This window comes from Actinacidiphila alni, assembly GCF_900112845.1.
GTDB classification, from domain to species: Bacteria; Actinomycetota; Actinomycetes; order Streptomycetales; family Streptomycetaceae; genus Actinacidiphila; species Actinacidiphila alni.
Genome location: NZ_FONG01000004.1, coordinates 287,432 through 310,977 on the forward strand (window position 1 = coordinate 287,432; position 23,546 = coordinate 310,977).

The window sequence follows — 23,546 nt, forward strand, 5'->3', positions numbered from 1 at the left end:
GAAGGGGCGAGTCTATCGGCGGTCACGGTCCGAACAACCCGGTCTGTCCCGGTCCCGACCCCTGCTGCGGGGGGACCAGACCGAGGTGCGCCCAGGCCGCCGGGGTGGCCACCCGGCCGCGCGGGGTGCGGGCCAGCAGCCCTTCCCGTACGAGGAACGGCTCGGCGACCTCCTCGACCGTCTCGCGCTCCTCCCCCACCGCGACGGCCAGTGTGGACAGGCCGACGGGTCCGCCGTTGAACAGCTTCAGCAGCGCCTGGAGCACGGCCCGGTCCAGTCGGTCGAGACCGCGCCGGTCCACCTCGTAGACCTCAAGCGCCTGGGCGGCGATCTCCCGGGTGACCACCCCGTCCGCCTTGACCTGGGCGTAGTCGCGGACCCGGCGCAGCAGCCGGTTGGCGATCCGGGGGGTGCCGCGGGAGCGGCCGGCGATCTCGGCGGCGCCGTCGTCGGCGACCTCGACGTCCAGCAGCCCGGCCGAGCGGCGGATCACCTTCTCCAGTTCGGCGGGGGCGTAGAACTCCATGTGGCCCGTGAAGCCGAAGCGGTCGCGCAGCGGCGGGGGCAGCAGTCCGGCCCGGGTGGTGGCGCCGACCAGGGTGAAGGGCGGCAGCTCCAGCGGGATCGCGGTGGCGCCGGGTCCCTTGCCGACGACCACGTCGACCCGGTAGTCCTCCATCGCCATGTAGAGCATCTCCTCGGCGGGCCGCGACATGCGGTGGATCTCGTCGAGGAAGAGCACCTCGCCCTCCTGGAGCGAGGACAGGATGGCGGCGAGGTCGCCCGCGTGCTGGATGGCCGGGCCCGAGGTGATCCGGATGGGCACGCCCATCTCGGCGGCGATGATCATCGAAAGGGTGGTCTTGCCCAGGCCCGGGGCGCCCGAGAGCAGGACGTGGTCGGCGGTGCCCTGCCGCTGCCGGGCGGCCCTGAGTACCAGGTCGAGCTGCTGCCTGACCCGTTCCTGGCCGATGAACTCCCCCAGGTCCCGGGGGCGCAGTGCCGCCTCCACGGCCTGGTCCTCGTGGTCGGCGGCGGCGCCGACCAGTCGCTCCGGCCGCTCGTCGGTGGCGTCGTCCCAGTTCATCGTCGGTCTCTCGGGTCGGGTGCGGTGTCGGGTCGGTGGCTGCGGCCGGTCGGCCGGTCGGCGGGCTTACGGGGCGCGCGGGGGTCGGATACGGGCCGGGGCCGGGTCAGCGGGTGCGGTTCAGGGTCTGCAGGGCCGCGCGCAGCAGCGCGCCCACATTCGGCTCGTCCGCGGCCTCGGCCTGCGGGGTGACGGCGGCGACCGCCTCGTCGGCCTCGCGGGTGGCGTATCCGAGGCCGAGCAGCGCCGCGTGCAACTGCTCGCGCCAGGACGTGCCGACCGGGCTGCCGATCCCCCGGTCCGCGCCGGTCCCGACCGGTTCGCCGAGCCGGTCCTTCAGCTCCAGCAGCAGCCGCTGCGCGCCCTTCTTGCCGATGCCGGGCACGGCCGTCAGCGCCTTCTCGTCCCCGGCCGCCACCGCGCCGCGCAGCGCGTCCGGGCTGTGCACGGCCAGCATGGTCTGGGCGAGCCGCGGGCCGACGCCGCTGACGGTCTGGAGCAGCTCGAACACCTGCCGCTCGTCCTCGTCCGCGAAGCCGTAGAGGGTGAGCGAGTCCTCCCTGACCACCAGCGAGGTGGCGAGCTTGGCGGGCTGCCCGATCCGGAGCGCGGCCAGGGTGCCGGGCGCGCACTGCACGGCCATGCCCACACCGCCGACCTCGATCACCGCGGTGTCGGGGGCGAGCGCGGCGACCTGGCCGCTGACGAAGGCGATCACGTGGCGGACTCCTGGGTGCGTGCGGTTCTCGCGGCGGCGGTGCGTGCCGCCGGTCCGGGGCTGTGGGCGGCGATCGCCTGCTGGAGGCGGTTGGTGGCGGCGCCGCGCCAGATGTGGCAGATGGCCAGGGCCAGGGCGTCGGCGGCGTCGGCCGGTTTCGGCGGCGCGTCCAGCCGCAGCAGCCGGGTCACCATCGCGCCGACCTGTGCCTTGTCGGCGCGTCCGCTGCCGGTGACGGCGGCCTTGACCTCGCTGGGGGTGTGCAGATGGACGGGCAGGCCGCGCCGGGCGGCGCACAGTATGGCGACGGCGCTGGCCTGGGCGGTGCCCATCACCGTACGGACATTGTGCTGGCTGAAAACCCGCTCCACGGCGACCGCCTCGGGGCGGTGCTCGTCGAGCCACTCCTCGATGCCCTGCTCGATCAGCACCAGCCGGCGGCCGGTCTCGGCGTCGGCGGGGGTTCGGACGACACCGACGCCGACCATCGTCAGCGGGCGGCCGGGGACGCCGTCCACCACCCCGACACCGCACCGGGTCAGTCCCGGGTCGACACCCAGTACGCGCACCGCGCTCCCCTCCCTCCCACGATCCCTGCCACGGTCCCTGCGACGGTCCCTCGGGCGATCCCTGTGAACCGTTCGGCCATACGTTCCCGCAGGCTATCGGTTCGGACCGACAACACCGACGACAAAGGCGGGCGCGACGGGTGTGTCCCGTCGGCCCGCCCTCGTACGGCAGGTTGATGGCCCGTCAGGCGTCGACCTTCTCCATGACCTCGTCGGAGACGTCGAAGTTGGCGAAGACGTTCTGCACGTCGTCGCTGTCCTCCAGCGCGTCGATCAGCTTGAAGATCTTGCGCGCGCCGTCCTCGTCCAGCTCGACCTGCATGGTCGGCAGGAAGTTGGCGTCGGCCGAGTCGTAGTCGATCCCGGCCTCCTGGAGGGCCTTGCGGACCGGCACCAGGTCGGTGGCCTCGCTGATCACCTCGTAGGACTCGCCGAGGTCGTTGACCTCCTCGGCGCCCGCGTCGAGCACCGCGCCCAGCACGTCGTCCTCGCCCAGCTCACCCTTGGGGACGATCACCACGCCCTTGCGGTTGAACAGGTACGACACCGAGCCGGGGTCGGCCATCGAGCCGCCGTTGCGGGTCATGGCGACCCGGACGTCGGACGCGGCACGGTTACGGTTGTCGGTGAGGCACTCGATCAGCACCGCGACGCCGTTGGGGCCGTAGCCCTCGTACATGATCGTCTGGTAGTCCGCGCCACCGGCTTCGAGGCCGGCGCCGCGCTTGACGGCGCTGTCGATGTTCTTGTTCGGGACCGAGCTCTTCTTCGCCTTCTGGATGGCGTCGAACAGCGTCGGGTTGCCGTCCGGATCGGCGCCGCCGGTCCGCGCCGCGACCTCGATGTTCTTGATCAGCTTCGCGAAGAGCTTGCCGCGCTTGGCATCGATCACGGCCTTCTTGTGCTTGGTCGTGGCCCATTTAGAGTGGCCGGACATCCGCCTGTCTCCTTCGCGTCACCAAATGCTGTCTTTCGTCGCGCCGCCGATCCTACCGGGATCCGCTCAGCCCGCCGCGCGCACGCCGTCCACGAAGAGTTCATGGACCCGGTGGTCGCCGGTCAGTTCGGGGTGGAACGAGGTCGCGAGCACACGGTGCTGCCGGACCGCGACGACGTGGCCACCGTACTCGGCGAGCACCTCGACGTCCGCACCCACCGACTCGACCCACGGGGCACGGATGAAGACGCCCTCGACGGGACCGCCGTCGATGCCCGTGACGTCGACGACCGCCTCGAAGGACTCGTTCTGCCGGCCGAAGGCGTTGCGGCGCACGATCATGTCGATGCCGCCGAAGGTCTCCTGACCGGAGCGGGGGTCGAGGATCTTGTCGGCGACCATGATCAGGCCGGCGCAGGTGCCGTAGACGGGCAGGCCGTCCGCGATGGCCGCGCGCAGCGGCTCCATCAGGCCGAACAGCGCGGCGAGCTTGGAGATCGTGGTGGACTCGCCGCCGGGTATCACCAGGCCGTCGATCCCGGCCAGTTCCTCCGGGCGCCGGACGGGCCTGGCCGCGGCGTCCGCCGCGGCCAGTGCCGTCAGGTGCTCCCGGACGTCGCCCTGGAGTGCCAGGACGCCGATGGTGGGAGTGCTGGTCATCGTCGCCTTACCAGCCGCGGTTGGCGTAGTGCTCGGACTCCGGGAGGGTGTCGATGTTGATGCCGACCATGGCCTCGCCGAGGTTGCGGGAGGCGTCCGCGATGACCTTCGGGTCGTCGAAGAAGGTGGTGGCGCGGACGATGGCGGCGGCGCGCTTGGCCGGGTCGCCGGACTTGAAGATGCCGGAGCCGACGAAGACGCCCTCGGCGCCGAGCTGGCGCATCAGCGCGGCGTCCGCGGGGGTGGCCACACCGCCGGCGGAGAACAGCACGACGGGCAGCTTGCCCAGCTCGAACACCTCCTTGACCAGCTCGTACGGGGCACGCAGGTCCTTGGCGGCGGCGTACAGCTCGTTGTTGTCCAGGCCCTTGAGGCGGGAGATCTCGCCCTTGATCTGGCGCAGGTGGCGGACCGCCTCGACGACGTTGCCGGTGCCGGCCTCGCCCTTGGAGCGGATCATGGCCGCGCCCTCGGCGATCCGGCGCAGGGCCTCGCCGAGGTTGGTGGCGCCGCACACGAAGGGGGTGGTGAAGGCGAACTTGTCGGAGTGGTTGACCTCGTCGGCCGGGGTGAGGACCTCGGACTCGTCGATGTAGTCGACGCCGAGCGCCTGGAGCACCTGGGCCTCGACGAAGTGGCCGATCCGGGACTTGGCCATCACCGGGATGGACACCGCGTTGATGATGCCCTCGATCATGTCCGGGTCGGACATCCGGGCCACGCCGCCCTGCGCGCGGATGTCGGCGGGCACGCGCTCCAGCGCCATGACGGCGACGGCGCCGGCGTCCTCGGCGATCTTCGCCTGCTCCGGGGTGACGACATCCATGATCACGCCGCCCTTGAGCTGCTCGGCCATGCCGCGCTTGACGCGTGCGGTGCCGGTCTCGGGGGTCGTGGCGGAGGGGCTGGTGGACACGGGGTGACCTCGCTTTGGACGGAAGGGGGCCAAGAGTGGCTTTTCTTCATGGTCCGGCCGGTGTGGGGCCTGGAAAAAGGGCCAATTCCGCGTCGGTGGCTCCCCGCGCGAGGGTGATTTCCGGCCACCGTGTGCGGTGGCCCTCGGCTACCCGGCCGGGTGGCTCCCCGCGCCGTCCGCCGTCAGCGGCACCGGCGGCTCGTCGTCCATCTCGAAGGCCAGCGGGAAGGGCGCGTGGCCGGCGAGCCGGAACCAGCGCACCACCCGGTGCCTGCGGACCGCCCGCGCCGCGCGCACCGCGTCGTTGTGGAAGCGGCGGGCCATCGGGACCCGGCGCACCGACTGGGTCAGCTCGGTGATCGCCGCGCTGCCGCCCGGTGCCTGGGCGACCTCGGCGACCGCGCCCGGTTCGGCGAACACCACCCGCAGCGCCTGGCTCAGCTCGCTCTCGGCGACCTCCCGCTGCTCCGGCTCGGCCTGCCGGGCCGCGTGCGCGGACTCGTACAGCACGATCGACGCCGCCGGGTCCAGCACCCCGGCCGTGGCCAGTTCCTGGGCCACCGAGGCGCGGCGCAGCAGTTGCGCGTCCAGGGCGGCGCGCGCCGCGTCGATCCTGGCGTGCAGCCGGTCGAGCCGGCCGGCCGTCCAGCTCAGGTAGAGGCCGATCGCGACGATCGCGACCGCGACCCAGATGATGGTGGTCACCTTTTCCGTCCCCGTCAGTCTCTGGCCAGGCCGAAGCGGGCGCGCAGGCCGGTGCGTTCGTCGGCGGCGACATGCGCGGCGCCGTCGGCGACGGTCTCGTAGACGGCCAGGATGTCGCCGCCGACCACCGACCAGTCGAAGCGCCGTACGTGGGCGCTGCCGCGGGTGCGCAGTTCGGTGCGGCGGTCCGGGTCGGCGAGCAGCCGCACCGCGGCGGCGGCCAGCGCGTCGGCGTCCTCATTGGCGAACAGTTCGCCCGCGGCGCCCTGGTCGAGGACCTGCGCGAAGGCGTCGAGGTCGCTGGCGAGCACCGCGGCGCCCGCGGACATCGCCTCGACCAGGATGATCCCGAAGGATTCGCCGCCGGTGTTCGGCGCCACGTACAGGTCGACGCTGCGCAGCAGCCGCGCCTTGTCCTCGTCGCTGACCATGCCGAGGAATTCGACCCGCTCGCGCATGGCGGGCGGCAGCGACTCGACGGCCTCCTCCTCGTCGCCGCGGCCGGCCACCAGCAGCCGGGTGCCGGGGCGCTCGGCGAGGATCTTCGGCAGCGCGCGCATCAGCACCGGCAGGCCCTTGCGCGGCTCGTCGATCCGGCCGATGAAGCCGATCGTCCCGCCCTGCCACTCCTTCTTGGGCTCGGCGCGGGCGAAGAAGTCCACGTCGACGCCGTTGGGGATGACCACCGCGTCGCCGCCGAGGTGTTCCACCAGGGTGCGGCGGGCGTACTCGCTGACCGCGATCCGGGCCCTGATCTTCTCCAGCGCGGGCTGCAGGATCGGGTACGCGGCGATCATCGCGCGCGAGCGCGGGTTGGAGGTGTGGAAGGTCGCCACGATCGGGCCCTGCGCCGCCCAGCAGGCGAGCAGGCCGAGCGACGGCGAGCTGGGTTCGTGGATGTGGACGACGTCGAAGGCGCCGTCGTGCAGCCAGCGGCGGACCCGGGCGGCGGACAGGAAGCCGAAGTTGAGCCGGGCCACCGAGCCGTTGTACGGCACCGGCACCGCGCGCCCGGCCGACACCACGTACGGCGGCAGCGGTGTCTCGTCGTCGGCCGGCGCGAGGACGGAGACCTCGTGGCCGAGGCCGATCAGGTGCTCGGCGAGGTCGCGGATGTGGAACTGGACGCCGCCGGGGACGTCCCAGGAGTACGGGCAGACGATCCCGATCCTCACGTTTTCTCCGATCCGGAGGGGTCCGGTGGGCCGCCCGCCGGACCGGCGGCGCCGTCCGTGGAGACGCCGGGGACCGGGTCCCGCGTTGCCTCGGGGAGAGGAGTCGCCGCCGCGCCGGGAGCCGTCTCCGGGCCTGGAGCCGCCTCGGGGCCGGGGCCTGCCTCCGGGCCGGGGGCCGCCTCGGCGATGGGGCCTGCCTCCGGGCGGGCGGCCGTTCCCTGGCCGGGCGTCGCCGCCGGGCCGGGATCTGCCGTGTCACCGCCCGCCGGCGGCTCGGGGCGCGGTTCGAGGTCGGACAGCCACAGCCGTTGCAGCATGTGCCAGTCCTCGGGGTGGTCCGCGATGCCGGAGGCGTACGCGTCGGCCAGCTCCTGCGTCATCGCGGACGTCTTCGCCGCGCGGTCGCCGCTGTCGGGGACCTTGACCGGCGGGTGCACCCGGCCCTGCATGACGGGCGACCCGTCGTACCAGAGGGTCACCGGCAGCAGCAGCGCGCCGGTCTGCTGGGCCAGCATCGCGGGACCTGCGGGCATCCGGGTGCGTTCGCCGAAGAAGTCCACCTCGACGCCGCTCGCCGACAGGTCGCGGTCGGCGACCAGGCAGACCAGGCCGCCGGCCCGCAGCCGCCGGGCGAGGGTGCCGAAGGCGGCGCCGCCGGTGTGCGGCAGCACCTCCATGCCCAGGCTCTCGCGGTAGGCGACGAAGCGGTCGTAGAGCGTCTCGGGCTTGAGGCGTTCGGCGACGGTGGTGAAGGGCGTCTCCAGCTTGGTGGTCACCCAGGCGCCGGCCAGGTCGTAGTTGCCCATATGCGGCAGCGCGAGGATGACGCCGCGGCCGGCGGCCATGCCGTCGGTCAGGTAGTGCACGTCCTTGGGGTCGAAGCCGCCGCGGATGCGGTCCTTGCTCCAGGCCGGCAGCCGGAAGGACTCCATCCAGTAGCGCAGGTAGGAGCGCATCACCGCCCGCGACAGCTCGCGCAGCCGCGCCTGGTCGGCGTCCGGCACCACCCGGACCAGATTGGCCTCCAGGCGCCGCACGCCCTTGCCGCGCTGCCGCCAGGCCACGTCGGCGATGGTGCGCCCGAGAGCGCGGGCGGCGGGTTCCGGCAGCGTTTTGACGGCGCTCCAGCCGAGCCCGTAGAGCCCGTCGACCAGCCGTTCCCTCACGCGCCGCTCCCCTGGCCCGCGGTGGCCGCAGCGGCCGCCGCGGCCGCGTCCGCCTCGGCCGACTCGCGGCGGACGGTGACGACCCGCTGGATCAGGGTGACCAGGCTGCCCGCCGCGACCACCCACAGGGCGACCGGCAGCAGGTACTGGATGCCGGGCACGCCGAATTTGTGGAGTCCGGCGAAGCCGCACAGCGTCAGTGTGATGACCAGCCGCTCGGCGCGCTCGACCAGGCCGTTGACGTTGACGGGCAGGCCGATCGCCTCGCCGCGCGCCTTGGTGTACGACACGACCTGGCCGCTGGCCAGGCAGAAGATCGTCACCGCGCAGAGCACGAGGTCGTCGCCGCGGCCCGCGTACCACATGGCAAGACCGCCGAAGATGCCCGCGTCGGCGACCCGGTCCAGGGTCGAGTCGAGGAACGCGCCCCAGCGGCTGGAGACCCCGGCCTGGCGGGCCATGTTGCCGTCGACCAGGTCGGAGAAGACGAACAGGGTGATGACCACGGTGCCCCAGAAGAACTCGCCCCTGGGGTAGAAGGCCAGTGCGCCCGCCATGACACCCGCGGTGCCGAGCAGGGTCACCGCGTCGGGGCTGACCCCCTTGCGGAGCAGAAATGCGGCGAACGGCGTGAGAACACGCGTGAAGAACGCACGCGCGTACTTGTTCAGCATGGCCTTCCCGACAGGTCGGAGGGTGGTGTCACGGCGGCCGGAGCGGCAACCGGATGGCCCATCGTAGCCAGACCCCGCATGCCCGATGTCCCAGGCACTGCCGTAGCGCCGCCACGGGTCGTGGAGCGACGGCCCGGCGTACGACGTATGGACGCACCGTGACCGTCGTGGGAAGGTCGAAGGACCGCGGGCGTCGTCGAGGCCGCCTGTGCGTGGAGCGGTCTCCCGTGGCGCCCCTCGGGCGCGCCCCCTTCGAGGGCGCGGTCCCCCAGGAAGTTGCGGACCGGGAGGCGAGACCACGTGGGTGGTGCAGCGGACAAACGAGACGTGCAGCCAGGAGCCGCCGGAAGGGCACCGGCGGCCGACCGCCCCGAGAACGTGCGCAATGTGGTGCTGGTCGGCCACAGCGGAGCAGGCAAGACGACGCTGGTGGAGGCGCTGGCGCTGACCACCGGTGCGGTGAACCGGGCGGGCCGGGTGGAGGACGGCGGCTCGGTCTCCGACCACGACGAGATCGAGCAGCGGCAGCAGCGCTCGGTGCAGCTGTCCCTCGTCCCCGTGGAGTGGGGCGGGATCAAGGTCAATGTGCTGGACACCCCCGGATACGCGGATTTCGTCGGGGAGTTGAGGGCCGGTCTGCGCGCCGCGGACGCGGCCCTCTTCGTCGTCTCGGCCGCGCAGGACGGCGAGGGCATCGGCGGCGCGACACGGATGGTGTGGGACGAGTGCGCGGCCGTCGGGATGCCGCGGGCGGTCGTGGTGACGCATCTGGAGTCGGCGCGGGCCGGTTTCGAGGAGATGGCCGCGCAGTGCGCCGCGGAGCTGGGCGGCGACTCCCCCGACTCCGTGCTGCCGCTGTACCTGCCGGTGCACGGCCCGGCGGGCCCGGACGGCCACGCGCCGGTGACGGGCCTGGCGGGGCTGCTGTCCCAGCGGGTGTACGACTACTCCTCCGGCGAGCGGACCGATGCCGCCCCGGACGCGGAGCTGCTCCCGCTGATGGCGGGCGCCCGGGACCGGCTGATCGAGGGGATCATCGCCGAGAGCGAGGACGAGACCTTGATGGACCGCTACCTCGGCGGCGAGGAGCTGGACATCAAGACGCTGATCGAGGACCTGGAACGGGCGGTGGCGCGCGGCACCTTCCACCCGGTGCTGGCGGCGGCGCCCGCCGCGGACGGCGCTCGGCAGGGCCTGGGCACGGTGGAGCTGCTGGAGCTGGTCACCGGCGGCTTCCCGACCCCGCTGGAGCGTACGGTGCCGCCGGTGACCGCCCCGGAGGGCGGCGGCCGCACCGAGCTGGCCTGCGACCCGGACGGGCCGCTGGCCGCCGAGGTGGTCAAGACGTCCTCGGACCCGTACGTCGGGCGGATCAGCATGGTGCGGGTCTTCTCCGGCACGCTGCGCCCGGACGAGACGGTGCATGTGTCGGGGCACGGCATGGAGGACCGCGGGCACGAGGACCACGACGTGGACGAGCGGGTCGGCGCGCTGTCCTCGCCCTTCGGCAAGCACCAGCGGCCGGTGCCGTCCGCGCGCGCCGGTGATCTGGTGTGCGTGGCCAAGCTGACCCGCGCCGAGACCGGCGACACCCTCTCGTCGAAGGAGCGCCCACTGCTGATGGAGCCGTGGGTGATGCCGGACCCGCTGCTGCCGGTCGCCATCGAGGCGCACAGCAAGGCGGACGAGGACAAGCTGTCGCAGGGGCTGGCGCGGCTGGTCGCCGAGGACCCGACGATGCGCCTCGAACACAATCCGGACACCCGGCAGGTGGTGCTGTGGTGCATGGGCGAGGCGCACGCCGATGTCGCGCTGGAGCGGCTGCGCAGCCGGTACGGGGTGCAGGTGGACGCGGTGCCGCACCGGGTGCCGCTGCGCGAGACCTTCGGCGCTCCGGTGGCGGCCCGCGGCCGGCACGTCAAACAGTCCGGCGGGCACGGGCAGTTCGCGATCTGCGAGATCCAGGTGGAGCCGCTGCCGGTCGGCTCCGGCATCGAATTCGTCGACAAGGTGATCGGCGGCGCGGTGCCGCGGCAGTTCATCCCGTCGGTGGAGAAGGGGGTGCGCGCGCAGGCCGAGCGCGGGGTCGCGCTCGGTTTCTCCGTGGTGGACATCCGGGTCACGCTCACCGACGGCAAGGCCCATTCGGTGGACTCCTCGGACGCCGCCTTCCAGACCGCGGGCGCGCTGGCGCTGCGCGAGGCCGCGGCGGGCGCGCCGATCCATCTGCTGGAGCCGGTCGCGGAGGTCGGTGTCATGGTGCCGGACGCGTACGTGGGTCCGGTGATGAGCGATCTGTCCGGGCGGCGCGGGCGGGTGCTGGGCACGGAACCCGCGGGCGCCGGGCGCTCGGTGGTGCGCGCGGAGGTCCCCGAGATCGAGATCGGACGGTACGCGGTGGACCTGCGGTCGCTGTCGCACGGCATGGGCAGATTCAGCAGGCAGTACGCGCGGCACGAACCGATGCCCGCCCAACTCGCCGCGAAACTGCGGCAGGAGGCGGCCGAGCACGCCAGGTAGCGCACCAGGTGGCGCGCACGGCGGCGTACGTCGGCACAGTCGGCAAGTCGCCAAGTGGACATGTCCGCAGGCCAATCGGCGGCTCGCGGCCACGCCGCGGGCCGTCGCGCCGCTAATCTGGAGACTGCTCCGAACGTGTGACGGTCACCCGTGCGGGGAATGGGCCGGTCGGAGCCGTGTGGACCGGTGAACCGGTGGGACGAACTGACTGGCGACTGGGGGCCTGTGGTGACCGACGGTACGGGGTTCGACTTCAGCCCTGGCGCGCAGATCCCGCTGACCGGCAGCGACGGCGAGACGGGCGCGACGCAGGCACTGGCGTCCGCGGCGTACCGCGACACCCCGGTCACCACCCTGGTCGAGGCGAACGAGGCGGCGAGCGTCAAGGCGCCGCGGCTGTCGCTGTTCGCGCCGAATCTGGGTGAGGCGTTCGCCCGCGCGATCCAGGTGCGGATGCTGGGCGCGGCCCGTAACGAACTCGTGCAGTCCTTCGGCGTGGTGCCGCAGACCGTGGTCGAGCACGCCCTCGCGGCCAACCGGATCCGGCAGGAGCGCGACACCCGGCTGACCGTGGTGATGGGCGTGTGCGGGGTGCTCTTCCTGCCGGGTGTGCTGGTCTGGCTCGGTGCCTTCCAGTTGCGCCGGACGCTCGCGCAGCTCAAGGCGAGCGGCAGCCGGGCGGGGGCGTTCGGCGCGGTCGTGCTCGCGGTCACCGTCGCCTTCACCGTGCTGCTGGCCGTGAAGCCGCCGTTCAGCGGCTTCTGGGCGATGTACTTCCGGGTCCTGATGATCGCGCCGATCATCGGCTGGTTCTGGGCGAAGCGGATCTGCGAGGCGACCGCGAAGGACCTGCGCGACCGCTGGGCGGGCCTGGTGGCGGGCAGCGGGGTGGGGGCGAAGATCCCCGAGGCGGTCCCCCGCAACCCCAACCAGACCCGGGCCGAACTGCTGCGGCAGAGCCTGGCCAAGCTCTCCGCCGAGCAGAACAGCAATGTCGTCTTCTACGCCGGGCCCAAGGGAATACTGGGCATGGGCAGCCGGTGGGCGAACTGGCAGATGGCCGAGGAGCTGATCCCGCGCGAGGGGCTGGCCGAGATCCATCCCTTCCGCAGCTGGGACGTGATCCGCGCCATCCACGACCAGCTGCGGATGATCGAGCGCGGTCCGCTGCACACCGGCGGTTTCCCCAAGCCGTCGATAAAGCACTGGGTCGTGGTGCCGGTCGGCGAGGGCGCGGGCAAGATCGCCCGGCCGACCGGTCCCGAGGTCGACTCCTTCTCGGTGAAGGACTTCGAGATCCAGCGGATCTGCAACACCCAGCAGTTCGGCAAGGGCAACCGGCACTATCTGGGCATCCAGTTCACCCTCTGGGACGGCAATCTGGTCATCACGCTGATGATCACGGTGACCGTGCTGGCGCACACGCTGCGCGTGGAGGTCACCGGGCACGCGCTCGGCCCGATCCACCCCATCTTCACCTCGGGCCCGCCGGCCAAGGAGAAGACGATCAGCAAGCCGGTGAAGTTCTGGGAGACCAAGACCGTGCAGCTGCCGTTGATCGGGTCGGACGAGGTGGTACGGCTGGCCGCCCGCGCGCCGCTGACCTGGTTCCCGAGCGTGCTCGACCACCTCGGCGGCACCCTGAAGCTGCCCGAGCCCTTCGGGCTGCGGCACACCTGGGCGGACAAGCCGTGGAAGCACCGCTTCATGGCCGACGACGCGCTGCGCGCCGCGACTCCCGTGCTGCGGGCGGTGCACTCCGCCGCGATCCAGGTGATGACCGAGAACGGCGTGGACACCTCGCACTTCGCCAGCCGCTCGTCGGTCCTCAGCGGCATGGTGCAGAGCGTGGAGCCCGGTCAGGCCGACGTGTACAACGCCTGATCCCGGCCGCGGGCCCGCGCGGGGCCCGCGGCGTCCGGCTCAGGCGGCGGGCCAGGCGTCGGCGAGCATCTTGCGGGTGTCCGCGAGCAGTTGCGGCAGCACCTTCGTGTGGCCGACCACCGGCATGAAATTGACGTCGCCGCCCCAGCGCGGCACCACGTGCTGGTGCAGGTGCGCCGCGATCCCGGCGCCCGCGACATCGCCCTGGTTCATGCCGATGTTGAAGCCCTGCGCGCCGGACGCGGCCCGCAGCGCGGTCATCGCCTGCTTGGTGAGCGCCGCCAGCTCCGCGGTCTCGTCGCCGTCCAGCTCGGTGTAGTCCGCGACGTGCCGGTAGGGCACCACCATGAGGTGCCCGCTGTTGTACGGGTAGAGATTGAGCACCGCGTAGACGTGCTCGCCCCGGGCGATGATCAGCCCGTCCTCGTCGGACTCGGCCGGGACCACGCAGAACGGACATCCGTCACCGGCACCGGGGCCGGTGGGCTTGTTCTCGCCCTGGATGTACGCCATCCGGTGCGGGGTCCACAGGCGCTGGAACGCGTCCGGCACCCCCGCTCCGATCTGCTGTTCCGGCTCACTCGTCATGCCGCTCAGCATAGGACTTCCCCCGGAGCACGCGTGCTTCGGGGGAAGTCCTCGGTCCTGCGGGCGTCAGACCTGGATCCGGCGCTCCACGGCGTCCAGCATCTCGGCGATCGCCTCGTCGCGCGGCACGCCGTTCTTCTGCGCGCCGTCGCGGTAGCGGAAGGAGACCGTGCCGGCCGCCATGTCATCGTCACCGACGATGATCATGTACGGGACCTTCAGCTTCTGCTGATTGCGGATCTTCTTCTGCATCCGGTCCGAGGACGCGTCCACGTCGACCCGCAGCCCCTTGGCGCGGGCCTGCGCCGCGAACTCCTGGAGATACGGCACGTGCGCGTCGCCGATCGGGATGCCGACCGCCTGCACCGGCGCCAGCCACGCGGGGAAGGCGCCCGCGTAGTGCTCAAGCAGCACCGCGAAGAACCGCTCGATGGAGCCGAACAGCGCGCGGTGGATCATCACCGGGCGGTGCTTGGTGCCGTCGGGGCCGGTGTATTCGAGGTCGAAGCGCTCCGGCAGGTTGAAGTCGAGCTGCACGGTCGACATCTGCCACGTACGGCCGATGGCGTCCTTGCACTGCACGGAGATCTTCGGCCCGTAGAAGGCGGCGCCGCCCGGGTCGGGGACCAGCGGCAGGCCCTGCTTCTCGGCCACTTTGCGCAGCGTCTCGGTGGCCTCCTCCCACACCTCGTCGGAGCCGACGAACTTCTCCGGGTCCTTGGTGGACAGCTCCAGGTAGAAGTCGGTGAGGCCGTAGTCGCGCAGCAGGTTCAGGACGAAGGTGAGCGTGGTGTCCAGCTCGTCCGCCATCTGCTCCTTGGTGCAGTAGATGTGCGCGTCGTCCTGGGTGAAGCCGCGGGCCCGGGTCAGGCCGTGCACGACACCGGACTTCTCGTACCGGTACACGGTGCCGAACTCGAAGAGCCGCAGCGGAAGTTCGCGGTAGGACCGGCCGCGGGCGTCGAAGATCAGATTGTGCATCGGGCAGTTCATGGGCTTGAGGTAGTAGTCCGTGCCCTCGTCCAGCTGCATGGGCGGGTACATGCCGTCGGCGTACCAGTCCAGGTGGCCCGAGGTCTCGAACAGGGTGCCCTTGGTGGCGTGCGGGGTGTAGACGAACTCGTACCCCTCCTCCTCGTGCCGCCGGCGCGAGTAGTCCTCCATCGTCCGGCGGATGATGCCGCCGCGGGGGTGGAAGACCGCGAGGCCCGAGCCGATCTGCTCGGGGATGGAGAACAGGTCCAGCTCGCTGCCCAGCTTGCGGTGGTCGCGCTTGGCGGCCTCCTCCAGGAACTCCAGGTGGGCCTTCAGCTCTTCCTTGGTCGGCCAGGCGGTGCCGTAGATCCGCTGGAGCATCGGGTTCTTCTCGCTGCCGCGCCAGTACGCCGCCGCGTTGCGCATCAGCTTGAACGCCGGGATGTTGCGGGTGCTGGGCAGGTGCGGGCCCCGGCAGAGGTCCTTCCAGCACAGCTCGCCGGTCTTCGCGTCCAGATTGTCGTAGATGGTCAGCTCGCCGGCGCCCACCTCGACGTCCGCGCCCTCCTCGGAGGCGGCCGAGGAGCCCTTGAGACCGATCAGCTCCAGCTTGTACGGCTCGTCCGCCAGCTCCTCGCGGGCGGCGTCGTCGGTGACGACGCGGCGCGAGAAGCGCTGGCCGCGCTTCTGGATCTCCTGCATCTTCTTCTCGATGGCCTTGAGGTCATCGGGGGTGAAGGGCCGCTCGACGTCGAAGTCGTAGTAGAAGCCGTCCTTGACCGGCGGGCCGATGCCGAGTTTGGCCTCGGGGTGCAGCTCCTGCACGGCCTGCGCCATCACGTGCGCGGTGGAGTGCCGCAGGATGTTGAGGCCGTCCTCGCTGGTGATGTCCACCGGCTCGACCTCGTCGCCGTCGGCGAGCGCGTACGCGAGGTCCTTCAGCTCGCCGCCGACCCGGGCGGCGATCACCGAGCGCTCGCCCGGGAACAGCTCGGCCGCCGTCGTGCCCGTCGTGACCAGCCGCTCTTCCTGCTCAACGGAATCGCGTTTGATGATCACACGGACATCTGACACCGGTCTGCTCCTGACTGAGGTCCTGCGGGAGTCCTGCTGACGTAGGGCGGCGCACGGCGCCGCACGGCTGAATCGTACCGAGCCGCGGGGGCTGCCCGCGAAGCGATAACGCGATCCGGGCGCGGCGGTCGGTCCTGGTCGCCGCCGCATGCGCCCTCAATGCCGCCGTGCGGCGGACGTCATACGGCGGTTGGAGGAACGCGCCGTTCGATCTCACGGCGCTCGACCGGGAGTTGACGCGGCACCCCGGGAACGGCGAAGGCCGGACGATCGGATGATCGTCCGGCCTTCTTCCCGGTGGGCGATACTGGGATCGAACCAGTGACCCCTTCGGTGTGAACGAAGTGCTCTCCCGCTGAGCTAATCGCCCGGGACGTTGGAACCATACAGGGGGACGGGCCCGGCGTTCAAACCACTTGGGATCCGGCGGGTCCGGCGGCGAGGCGGGCGAGCAGGCCGCGCCGTCCGCCGCGCATCATCAGGGCGTGGTTGGCGAGGAAGAACGGCCGGCAGGGCACGGCCAGCAGCCGCATCAGCGGTTTGCGGACCACGACTTCCTGTTCGTACAGCAGATGCGTGCCGTTGCCGCTGGGGCGGACGGTCCAGCGGAACCAGCCCTCCAGGTCGCCGGTCATCGCGGCCTCCAGCACCCGGCTCCGCGGGTCGTGGCGGACGGATTCGGCGCGGACGACGAGGTCGTACGGCAGGACGGAACGGAAGCGCAGCGTCCCGGTGGTGTCACCGGTCTGCCGCACCTCGCGGACCTGGGGCCACCACGCCGGATAGTGGTCCGGCCGTTCCAGTACGCGGTAGACGGCGTCGGGTTCGGCGTCGAGCCGCCACGCGCTGCGGAAGCGGTACTGACTCCAGTCCATACCGCAAGTGTGCGCGATCGCCCGCGCGTACGGCAGGGATACCGGCCGAACGCGAAGGATCCCGGAGACCGTACGAGGACGGTCTCCGGGATCCTTGATCCGGTGGGCGATACTGGGATCGAACCAGTGACCCCTTCGGTGTGAACGAAGTGCTCTCCCGCTGAGCTAATCGCCCGGACGCGTGGACAACTTTACCGCACGTCGGAGGGTGTTCCGACCGCCCTCCGGGATCGTCGGGAGAGCACGGCCGGCGCGACGGGCACGGTCAGCTGTCGGCCCACGGGGTGTCCAGGCCGTACTGCCACAGGTAGCAGCCGGCGAGGCCGGCGAGCGCGATCACGCCCGCGGCGGTGAGCAGCAGATTCCGCCGCCGCACCCGCGGGTCGAGCGCCGCCCTGGCGGCGTCGGCGACCTTGCGCCGGGTCCAGCGCAGCACGCGCTGCGCCCAGACGAATTCGGTGGCCCAGATCGCCATGCCGCCGAAGATCACCACCCAGCCGGGCCCGGGCAGCGGGAGCAGCAGCACACCGCCCGCGACGACCGCGAGGCCGACGACGAAGACCCCCACCCGCCAGACCTGGTGCAGCGGCGCCGATTTCCTGACGAAGGCCGGGGCGCGCGACCCCAGCCGTGATTCCGTGGCCACGGCCCCGCCCGGCTCGTCACTCTCCGCAGTCATGCGGGCAATTTACCCGACCGTCGGGCGTCACCGAAATGGCCGTTCCGCCGGTCTCGGGACTAGGCCGGACGAGGTACCAGAAGCCTCACAAACCCCTCAGAGGGGTTTACAACGTCCCCGCAGGTGGCATGTCGATTTCGCCGACGTGCGAATCCCCGAGCGCACACTGAGCGAAAGGCCCTGGCGCTTATGAACACCACGGTCAGCTGCGAGCTGCACCTGCGCCTCGTTGTGTCGAGCGAATCCTCACTGCCTGTACCCGCGGGCTTGCGGTACGACACGGCCGATCCGTATGCCGTGCACGCCACCTTCCACACCGGAGCCGAAGAGACGGTCGAATGGGTGTTCGCCCGCGACCTGCTCGCCGAAGGGCTGCACCGCCCGACCGGCACCGGCGACGTCAGAGTCTGGCCGTCCCGCAGCCACGGTCAGGGCGTCGTGTGCATCGCCCTCAGCTCTCCCGAGGGTGAAGCCCTGCTCGAAGCCCCGGCACGGGCCCTGGAGTCCTTCCTGAAGCGGACGGACGCCGCGGTACCGCCGGGCACCGAGCATCGTCACTTCGACCTCGACACCGAGCTCTCCCACATCCTCGCGGAGAGCTGACTCCGAGCCCTCACCCCGCAGTCCGCGGTCGTCCTACTCGGGGGGACGCCCGGACCCGACCCGGCCGAACCGGACTCGTCCGTCCGGACCGGCCGCCGCACGATCACGCGCGCACACGGCGTGTCCCGGTTCCGTCCGGGTCATGTACGCGTCGTGCACGGAAGCCGTCGCCATGGGACCTGCACCCCCACGGCGGCGGCTTTCGGCGCTAGAGTCACCGGAACGCAGCCGACCGATCACGCCGGCAGGGAGCGATTCCGTGCTGATCAACCATGACACCAGGTGCGCCCTCGACAGCGTCGTGGACCTGGTCAACACCGCGCCGCAGATCGAGGGGCGCGAATCGCTCGCCGACGTCGCGGATCTGCGCGGCTTCGTGGAACGCAATCAGGTCAGCGAGGTCGGCAGGCTCGACGCGCACGACATCGCCGCCGTGCACGCGGTCCGCGACCGCTTCACCGCCGTCTTCGGCGCCCGCGACGACGCCACGGCCGCCAGGATGCTCAACGCGATGGTCGCCGAGGCCGGCACCACACCGCGGCTGACCGACCACGACGGCTACGACTGGCACGTGCACTACTTCGCGCCCGGCGCGTCACTGGCCGACCACCTCGCCGCGGACTGCGGCATGGCGCTGGCCTTCCTGATCGTCGCGGGCGAGCGGGACCGGCTGCGGCGCTGCGACGCGCCCGACTGCCGCCGGGCCTTCGTCGACCTGTCCCGCAACCGGTCCCGCCGCTACTGCGACAGCCGCACCTGCGGCAACCGGCTCCATGTGGCCGCCTACCGGGCGCGCCGGCGCGAGGCGAGCGCCTGACCCCGTACGGCGAACCGCCGCCGGGGCCCCGGCGGCCTCACAGCATCAGCAGGTCGTAGATCGCACCCGCGCCGATCAGCCCGCTGATCACGCACAGGAAGAGCATCAGCGGCGGCTGCGAGAGCGCGTAGAGGCAGCCCCGCGGCTCGTCCTCGTCCGCGCCCGCCCGTACGGGTACGGCTGCGGGCACGGACACGGGGACGCGTACGGGGAGCGGCTCGGAGACGGGGACAGGTACGGGGGCCGGCTCGGAGACGGCAACGGTTCTCGGTTCGGGTACGCGTTCGCGTCCGCTGTCGCGATCACGGTCGTGGCTTTCGGTACGGGGGGCGGGGACGCCGTTCGCGACGCCGGTTCCGGTGCGGGATCCGGCACGGTCCGGCCGCGGAGGGGAGAGACGGTCCCCGGAGGTGGGCAGCACAGCCCGATGATCGCGCAGCCGACGATCACTCGTGGCCCAACACGCGAACTCCCAGGGGTGGTTCGCGCCCCCACGCGTGTTCGAACCGGTCGCCGGTCCCGGTCAGATGCCGCGGCGCTTGAGGATCTCCTCGACATCGGCGAAGTCCGACAGGCCGCTGTCGCCGGACCCGGCGGCGCGGCGCTTGGGAGCCGGGCGGGAGGAGACGGGCAGCGCGGGGCTCGACGCGCCGGGCACGGCCGCCGGGGGCTGCTCGCCGTCCGTGCCGCCGCGTGCCGCGATCAGCCGCGTCGCGCCGTACAGCAGCGCGGAGACGCCGATGACGCCGAAGCCGAGCCAGACGGTGGGCTTGAAGATCAGGTCGGCCGCCCAGTCCGCGGACGCCGTGCCGATCTTGCGGCCGAGCGTGACGAGACCCGCCATGGCGAGGCCGACCGGCAGCAGCGCCACGGCGGCGATCCGGGTGGCCCGCAGATAGCGGCGGCGGTAGGCGGTCTGTACGGCGATGGCCAGGCCCGCGGCGGACAGGACGGCGCATAGGGCGGTGGTCAGCATCCCGAGGCTCCTGCGGCAGTTCCGGATGGCCCCGTAAGGTCCGGCCAAGGGCCCCGCGAGGTCGCGTCCTCCCATCGTGCCTCGCCGAGGGCCCGCGAGGCCACGGTGGAGAGCCGGGTTCAGGGGGATCTCAGGGTGCCTCCTCCCCGAGTGGGAGACTTGACCCATGGATCAACCCTCCTCCGCCGCCTCGCGTCCGCCCGTCCTCGAAGTCTGGTGCGAGCTGCAGTGTCCCGACTGCCGCAGCGCCCTGGACGACGTCCGCGCGCTGCGCGAGAAGTACGGCGACGCCCTCGACATCCAGCTCCGGCACTTCCCGCTGCCCAAGCACGCGCACGCGCTGGCCGCGGCGCAGGCGTACGAGGAGGCGTACGCCCAGGGCAGCGGCTGGCCGTACGCGGAGGCCGTGCTGGCGCGGGTCGAGGAGCTGGACCGGCGCGGCGAGGCGGTGCTGGTCGAGGTGGCCCGGGAGCTGGGCCTGGACGCGGACGAGGTGGACACCGCGCTGATCGACGGCCGCCATCTGCTGGTCGTCGACTCCGACGAGGCGGAGGGCAAGGCGATCGGTGTGACGGGCACGCCCACGTATGTGATCGGCGGGGAGCGGCTGGACGGCGGCAAGAGCCAGGAAGGGCTGCGCGAGCGGATCGTCGCGATCGCCGACCGGCTGCTGAGCGGCTCCGGTGCCGCCGCGCCCGCCCCTGTCGGTGACGCCTCCCAGGTCTGCGAGGTCCCGCGCCGCAAGCCCTGAGCCGCGCCACGGCAGGGGGCGTGGTGGGGTCCGGGGATCAGGCGGTCCGGGGGTCAGGTCAGCGTCTTGGTCAGGTGCCGCAGCGTCGTGCGGTAGCCCAGCGACTCGTAGAGCCGCACCGCCGGGGTGTTGTCGGCGAAGACGGTGAGCGCGAGGGCGGTGGACCCGACCTCGCGGCAGGCGTTCTCGGCGGCCAGCATGAGCGTACGGCCGTGCCCGCGGCCGCGGTGCGCCGCGTCGACCTCGACGGACAGCACGTAGGCGGGGACCGCCGGGTCGGCCGGGTCGTACAGCCGCAGCGCGGCCCGGCCGACCGTGCCGCCGTCGTGCACGAGGGCGTACAGCGCGGCGCCCGGGGTGTCGCGGCCCTGTGGCAGGACACGGTCGAAGCCGGTGGCCTCGCGCTGCTCCGCCTGCTCGCGCGGCACGCCGTGGGCGAGCAGCGCGGCGACGTACCGCTCCGCGTCCAGTTGCCGCCAGGGCCCGTACTCCCCCGCGGTGAACGGGCGGACGAGGCTGCCGGCCGGCAGGGCGTGCGGCGGGGCGTCGGGCAGCGGCTTGAGCATGCCGCGGGCGCTCTCGACATAGCCGAGTGCGGCGGCCAGCCGCAGCGCGTACGCGGCGTCGGCCGGGACGGTGACCTCGATCCGGGCGCAGCCCCACAGCCGCAGCACCTCTTCGGCGGCGAGCGCGGCCACGGTGCCGCGCCCGCGCCGCCGGTCGGGCTCGTCGATGGACAGTGCGGCGATCCGGCCGGTCCCGGTCCCGCCGCGGGCGCTCGCGCGCGGGCCGGCGCTCAGTTCGAGGCCGCCGACCGGGCGGCCGTTGACGCAGACGGTGAAGTCGCGGGCGCGGCCCCCGTCGGGCGCGGGCCGTTCCGGGCCCGCGGGCCGCAAGGTGGTCGTCATGGTCGCGCTCCCGGGTGTCGCCGCGCTGGTGGGGTGGCGTCGCGGCGGGGACGGCAGCGCCCGGTGCTGTTCCACCCCGCCGACACCCGCCCCTGCCGCCGAGGGGCACGCCGCCGGTCGGCCGGGTCGCTCATGGATTCACGTCGGCCGCGGCGCGTTCGGCGAAGATCCGCATCGCCTTCGCCGTGACGGGTCCCGGCGCCGCGGCGGGCTCGTGGTCGTCGACACGGTGCACGGCCTGCACATCGCGCAGGGTCGAGGTCAGGAAGATCTCCTCGGCCGCGGAGAGCGCGTCCAGCGGCAGATCGGCCTCGCGCGCGCCGGTCCAGTCGATCACCAGCTCGCGGGTGATCCCGGCGAGGCAGCCGGAGGCCAGCGGCGGGGTGAGCAGCTGCCCGTCGAGGACGACGAAGACGTTGGAGCCGGTGCCCTCGCAGAGCCTGCCCTGCGTGTTGCCGAACAGGGCCTCGCTCGCGCCCTGTTCGTGCGCCCGGGCGAGCGCGACGACGTTCTCGCCGTACGAGGTGGTCTTGAGCCCGGCGAGCGCGCCCTTCTCGTTACGGGTCCACGGCACGGTGACGACGGCGGTGCTGTCCGGGCGGACGGCTGCCTCGCCGAGCGCGACGACCAGGGTCGGGCCCGCGTCGCCGCGGTCGGAGCCCAGCGGCGAGAGGCCGCCGGTGTACGTGATCCGCAGTCGGCCGAGCGGCACCGGATTGGCGGCGAGTACAGCCTCGCAGGCGCGGGTCACCTCGTCCCGGTCGGGTTCCGGCAGGCCGAGGCCGCGGGCGGACCTGGCGAGCCGGTCCAGGTGCCGGGTGACCGCGAAGGCGCGGCCCTCGACGGCCTTGAGGGTCTCGAACACCCCGTCGCCGACGGTCAGTCCGTGGTCGAGCACCGACACGGTGGCGTCCCCGGTGTCCCGCAGTCCGCCGTCCACCCAGATCTTCACCGCTGCATCCCTCCGGTCACCGCTGTGTCCTTCCGCCGGCCCCGCGCGTGTCCGACCGCGCTGCCGGCACGACCTGTTCCGTTCGCGACACGGCCTGTTCCGCACCTGACGCGTCCTGCTGCGTTCCCGACGCTACCGCCAGCAGCCGGGCCGCCTTCAACTCGGTCTCGGCCCACTCCCCCTCCGGGTCCGAGCCCCAGGTGATCCCTGCCCCGGTGCCGAACCGCAGCACAGGGCGGCCGGAATCGGTGCGGTCGATCCAGAACGTCCGGATGCCGACGGCCAGTTCGCCGGTCCGCCGGTCCGCGTCGACCCAGCCGATGCCGCCGCAGTACGGGCCGCGCGGGGCGGTCTCCAGTTCGCCGATGACCCGCAGCGCGCTGGACTTGGGCGCGCCGGTGACCGAGCCGGGCGGGAAGGCGGCGGCGAAGAGCTCGGGCCAGCCGGCGCCGGGGCGCAGTTCGCCGCGGACGGTGGAGACCAGGTGCACCAGGCCCGGGTGCGGTTCGAGGGCGCACAGCGCGGGCACGGTCACCGAGCCGGTGGCGCAGACCCGGCCGAGGTCGTTGCGCACCAGGTCGACGATCATCACGTTCTCGGCGTGGTCCTTGGGCAGCATCTCCTCGGCCGTACGGGCGGTGCCCTTGATCGGCCCGGATTCGACGGTGCTCCCGTCCCGGCGCAGGAACAGCTCGGGCGAGGCGGTGGCGATCTCGACGCCGTGCGCGGGCAGCCGGATCGTTCCCGCGTACGGGGCGGGGTTGCCGCGGGCCAGGACGGCGGCGAGGGCATCGATGTCGGGGCCGCCGTGTCCGTCGTCGGCCGGGAGCGGCGCGGTCAGGACGCGGCAGAGGTTCACCTGGTAGACCTCGCCGGTCGCGATGCGCTCGCGGACGGCGCGCACCCCGGCGACATAGGCGGCGCGGTCCAGGGACGAGGTCCAGGCGGCCGGGTCGGGGCCGCGCCAGGCGCGGGCCGCGGCGGCCGCGCCCGGGCCGGTGCGGCGGTCGGGGCGGACGTCGCCGAAGCGGGCGCAGACCGTACGGCCCTCGAAGTCGGCGGCGACCGCCCAGAAGCCCGAGGAGTCGAGCGCGCTCAGGTCCGCGGTGACATCCCGCAGGTCGGAGGCGACAAGGCCGCCGAAACGGGCCATGGGGGCGAGGTCACGCACGGGGCTTCCCTGGTGGACGGCGAGAGGTGCGGTCGAGTCTAGGCGCGGGGGCGCGTCGGCGCCGTGCCGGTCATCCGCCGGTCATTGGCCCGGCACGCTGCGGAAACCGGTTTTTGAGCTTGACCGGGAATCCGCTAGAGTTCAACACGTCGCCGGGACACGTCAG

At 72.5% G+C, this 23,546-nt stretch carries 23 protein-coding genes, 2 tRNA genes and 1 pseudogene; 5 read left to right on the forward strand and 21 right to left on the reverse strand.

Translation table 11 applies throughout. The features are described from left to right. Positions 1-22: 22 nt before the first annotated feature. From ruvB to pgsA, 10 genes and pseudogenes are all read right to left on the reverse strand, one after another. Positions 23-1,087 (reverse strand): Holliday junction branch migration DNA helicase RuvB, encoded by a 1,065-nt coding sequence (gene ruvB / locus BM076_RS09090; RefSeq protein ID WP_093712912.1) that lies wholly within the window; start codon positions 1,085-1,087, stop codon positions 23-25. Positions 1,088-1,193: 106 nt separating this feature from the next. Beyond that, entirely contained in the window at positions 1,194-1,805 is a 612-nt protein-coding gene (ruvA, locus tag BM076_RS09095) for a Holliday junction branch migration protein RuvA (protein ID WP_093712913.1), read from the reverse strand. Then, positions 1,802-2,374: a crossover junction endodeoxyribonuclease RuvC gene (gene ruvC / locus BM076_RS09100; RefSeq protein ID WP_093712914.1), complete on the reverse strand. Its 573-nt coding sequence runs from the start codon at positions 2,372-2,374 to the stop codon at positions 1,802-1,804. Before ruvC ends, ruvA begins: the two co-directional genes overlap by 4 nt. A gap of 184 nt (positions 2,375-2,558) precedes the next feature. Then, positions 2,559-3,311: a YebC/PmpR family DNA-binding transcriptional regulator gene (locus BM076_RS09105; protein WP_073499865.1), complete on the reverse strand. Its 753-nt coding sequence runs from the start codon at positions 3,309-3,311 to the stop codon at positions 2,559-2,561. Positions 3,312-3,377: 66 nt separating this feature from the next. Further along, complete coding sequence (gene pdxT, locus BM076_RS09110) at positions 3,378-3,971, reverse strand: pyridoxal 5'-phosphate synthase glutaminase subunit PdxT (RefSeq protein ID WP_093712915.1); 594 nt, start codon at positions 3,969-3,971, stop codon at positions 3,378-3,380. A gap of 7 nt (positions 3,972-3,978) precedes the next feature. Then, a complete protein-coding gene (pdxS, locus tag BM076_RS09115) occupies positions 3,979-4,887 on the reverse strand; it encodes a pyridoxal 5'-phosphate synthase lyase subunit PdxS (protein ID WP_093712916.1) in 909 nt (302 codons plus the stop codon). Between the two features lie 147 nt (positions 4,888-5,034). After that, positions 5,035-5,592, reverse strand: coding sequence for a LemA family protein (locus BM076_RS09120; protein ID WP_093712917.1), 558 nt, complete (start codon positions 5,590-5,592; stop codon positions 5,035-5,037). A 14-nt stretch (positions 5,593-5,606) separates the two neighbouring features. Further along, positions 5,607-6,767 carry a glycosyltransferase family 4 protein gene (locus tag BM076_RS09125; RefSeq protein WP_093712918.1) on the reverse strand — a complete coding sequence of 387 codons (1,161 nt, stop codon included), beginning with the start codon at positions 6,765-6,767 and terminating at the stop codon, positions 5,607-5,609. A 263-nt stretch (positions 6,768-7,030) separates the two neighbouring features. After that, positions 7,031-7,933 (reverse strand): annotated as a pseudogene (locus BM076_RS09130) (phosphatidylinositol mannoside acyltransferase); the annotation flags it as partial. Continuing rightward, a complete protein-coding gene (pgsA, locus tag BM076_RS09135) occupies positions 7,930-8,607 on the reverse strand; it encodes a phosphatidylinositol phosphate synthase (RefSeq protein ID WP_093712919.1) in 678 nt (225 codons plus the stop codon). The gene pgsA and the pseudogene BM076_RS09130, both read right to left, overlap by 4 nt. A 327-nt stretch (positions 8,608-8,934) precedes the next feature. Between pgsA and BM076_RS09140 the strand changes: the two genes are divergently transcribed. Then, positions 8,935-11,127, forward strand: a complete 2,193-nt coding sequence (locus BM076_RS09140; RefSeq protein ID WP_245795880.1) for an elongation factor G-like protein EF-G2 — start codon at positions 8,935-8,937, stop codon at positions 11,125-11,127. Between the two features lie 228 nt (positions 11,128-11,355). Then, positions 11,356-13,011, forward strand: a complete 1,656-nt coding sequence (locus BM076_RS09145; RefSeq protein WP_093713035.1) for a hypothetical protein — start codon at positions 11,356-11,358, stop codon at positions 13,009-13,011. 39 nt (positions 13,012-13,050) lie between these two features. Here the strand turns inward: BM076_RS09145 and BM076_RS09150 are convergent, their stop codons facing one another. From BM076_RS09150 to BM076_RS09175, 6 genes are all read right to left on the reverse strand, one after another. After that, complete coding sequence (locus BM076_RS09150) at positions 13,051-13,611, reverse strand: HIT family protein (protein ID WP_177246383.1); 561 nt, start codon at positions 13,609-13,611, stop codon at positions 13,051-13,053. 54 nt (positions 13,612-13,665) lie between these two features. Further along, positions 13,666-15,648, reverse strand: coding sequence for a threonine--tRNA ligase (gene thrS, locus BM076_RS09155; RefSeq protein WP_093712921.1), 1,983 nt, complete (start codon positions 15,646-15,648; stop codon positions 13,666-13,668). Between the two features lie 298 nt (positions 15,649-15,946). Continuing rightward, positions 15,947-16,018, reverse strand: a tRNA-Val gene (locus tag BM076_RS09160). Positions 16,019-16,055: 37 nt separating this feature from the next. Beyond that, positions 16,056-16,523: an SRPBCC family protein gene (locus BM076_RS09165; protein ID WP_093712922.1), complete on the reverse strand. Its 468-nt coding sequence runs from the start codon at positions 16,521-16,523 to the stop codon at positions 16,056-16,058. 103 nt (positions 16,524-16,626) lie between these two features. Further along, positions 16,627-16,698 (reverse strand) — tRNA-Val (locus tag BM076_RS09170). Between the two features lie 90 nt (positions 16,699-16,788). Then, positions 16,789-17,202 (reverse strand): TIGR02611 family protein, encoded by a 414-nt coding sequence (locus BM076_RS09175; protein WP_093712923.1) that lies wholly within the window; start codon positions 17,200-17,202, stop codon positions 16,789-16,791. Positions 17,203-17,391: 189 nt separating this feature from the next. Here BM076_RS09175 and BM076_RS09180 point away from each other — a divergent pair, with 189 nt between their 5' ends. Both BM076_RS09180 and BM076_RS09185 read left to right on the forward strand, forming a co-directional pair. Then, positions 17,392-17,805, forward strand: coding sequence for an SsgA family sporulation/cell division regulator (locus BM076_RS09180; RefSeq protein WP_003959770.1), 414 nt, complete (start codon positions 17,392-17,394; stop codon positions 17,803-17,805). 259 nt (positions 17,806-18,064) lie between these two features. After that, positions 18,065-18,622 (forward strand): CGNR zinc finger domain-containing protein, encoded by a 558-nt coding sequence (locus BM076_RS09185; protein ID WP_093712924.1) that lies wholly within the window; start codon positions 18,065-18,067, stop codon positions 18,620-18,622. A 37-nt stretch (positions 18,623-18,659) separates the two neighbouring features. Here BM076_RS09185 and BM076_RS36520 read toward each other — a convergent pair whose 3' ends face one another. Together BM076_RS36520 and BM076_RS09195 are read right to left on the reverse strand one after the other, a co-directional pair. After that, positions 18,660-18,818: a hypothetical protein gene (locus tag BM076_RS36520; protein WP_177246373.1), complete on the reverse strand. Its 159-nt coding sequence runs from the start codon at positions 18,816-18,818 to the stop codon at positions 18,660-18,662. A gap of 327 nt (positions 18,819-19,145) precedes the next feature. Continuing rightward, complete coding sequence (locus tag BM076_RS09195; protein ID WP_093712926.1) at positions 19,146-19,598, reverse strand: hypothetical protein; 453 nt, start codon at positions 19,596-19,598, stop codon at positions 19,146-19,148. A 166-nt stretch (positions 19,599-19,764) separates the two neighbouring features. Between BM076_RS09195 and BM076_RS09200 the strand changes: the two genes are divergently transcribed. Further along, complete coding sequence (locus BM076_RS09200; protein WP_093712927.1) at positions 19,765-20,349, forward strand: DsbA family protein; 585 nt, start codon at positions 19,765-19,767, stop codon at positions 20,347-20,349. A gap of 53 nt (positions 20,350-20,402) precedes the next feature. Here the strand turns inward: BM076_RS09200 and BM076_RS09205 are convergent, their stop codons facing one another. The 3 genes from BM076_RS09205 to BM076_RS09215 form a co-directional block, all read right to left on the reverse strand. After that, positions 20,403-21,257, reverse strand: coding sequence for a GNAT family N-acetyltransferase (locus BM076_RS09205; RefSeq protein ID WP_093712928.1), 855 nt, complete (start codon positions 21,255-21,257; stop codon positions 20,403-20,405). Positions 21,258-21,387: 130 nt separating this feature from the next. Next, positions 21,388-22,209: an aminotransferase class IV gene (locus tag BM076_RS09210; RefSeq protein WP_093712929.1), complete on the reverse strand. Its 822-nt coding sequence runs from the start codon at positions 22,207-22,209 to the stop codon at positions 21,388-21,390. Between the two features lie 16 nt (positions 22,210-22,225). Then, on the reverse strand, positions 22,226-23,380 hold the full coding sequence (locus tag BM076_RS09215; protein WP_093712930.1) for a chorismate-binding protein: 1,155 nt from the start codon (positions 23,378-23,380) through the stop codon (positions 22,226-22,228). Positions 23,381-23,546: the final 166 nt, after the last annotated feature.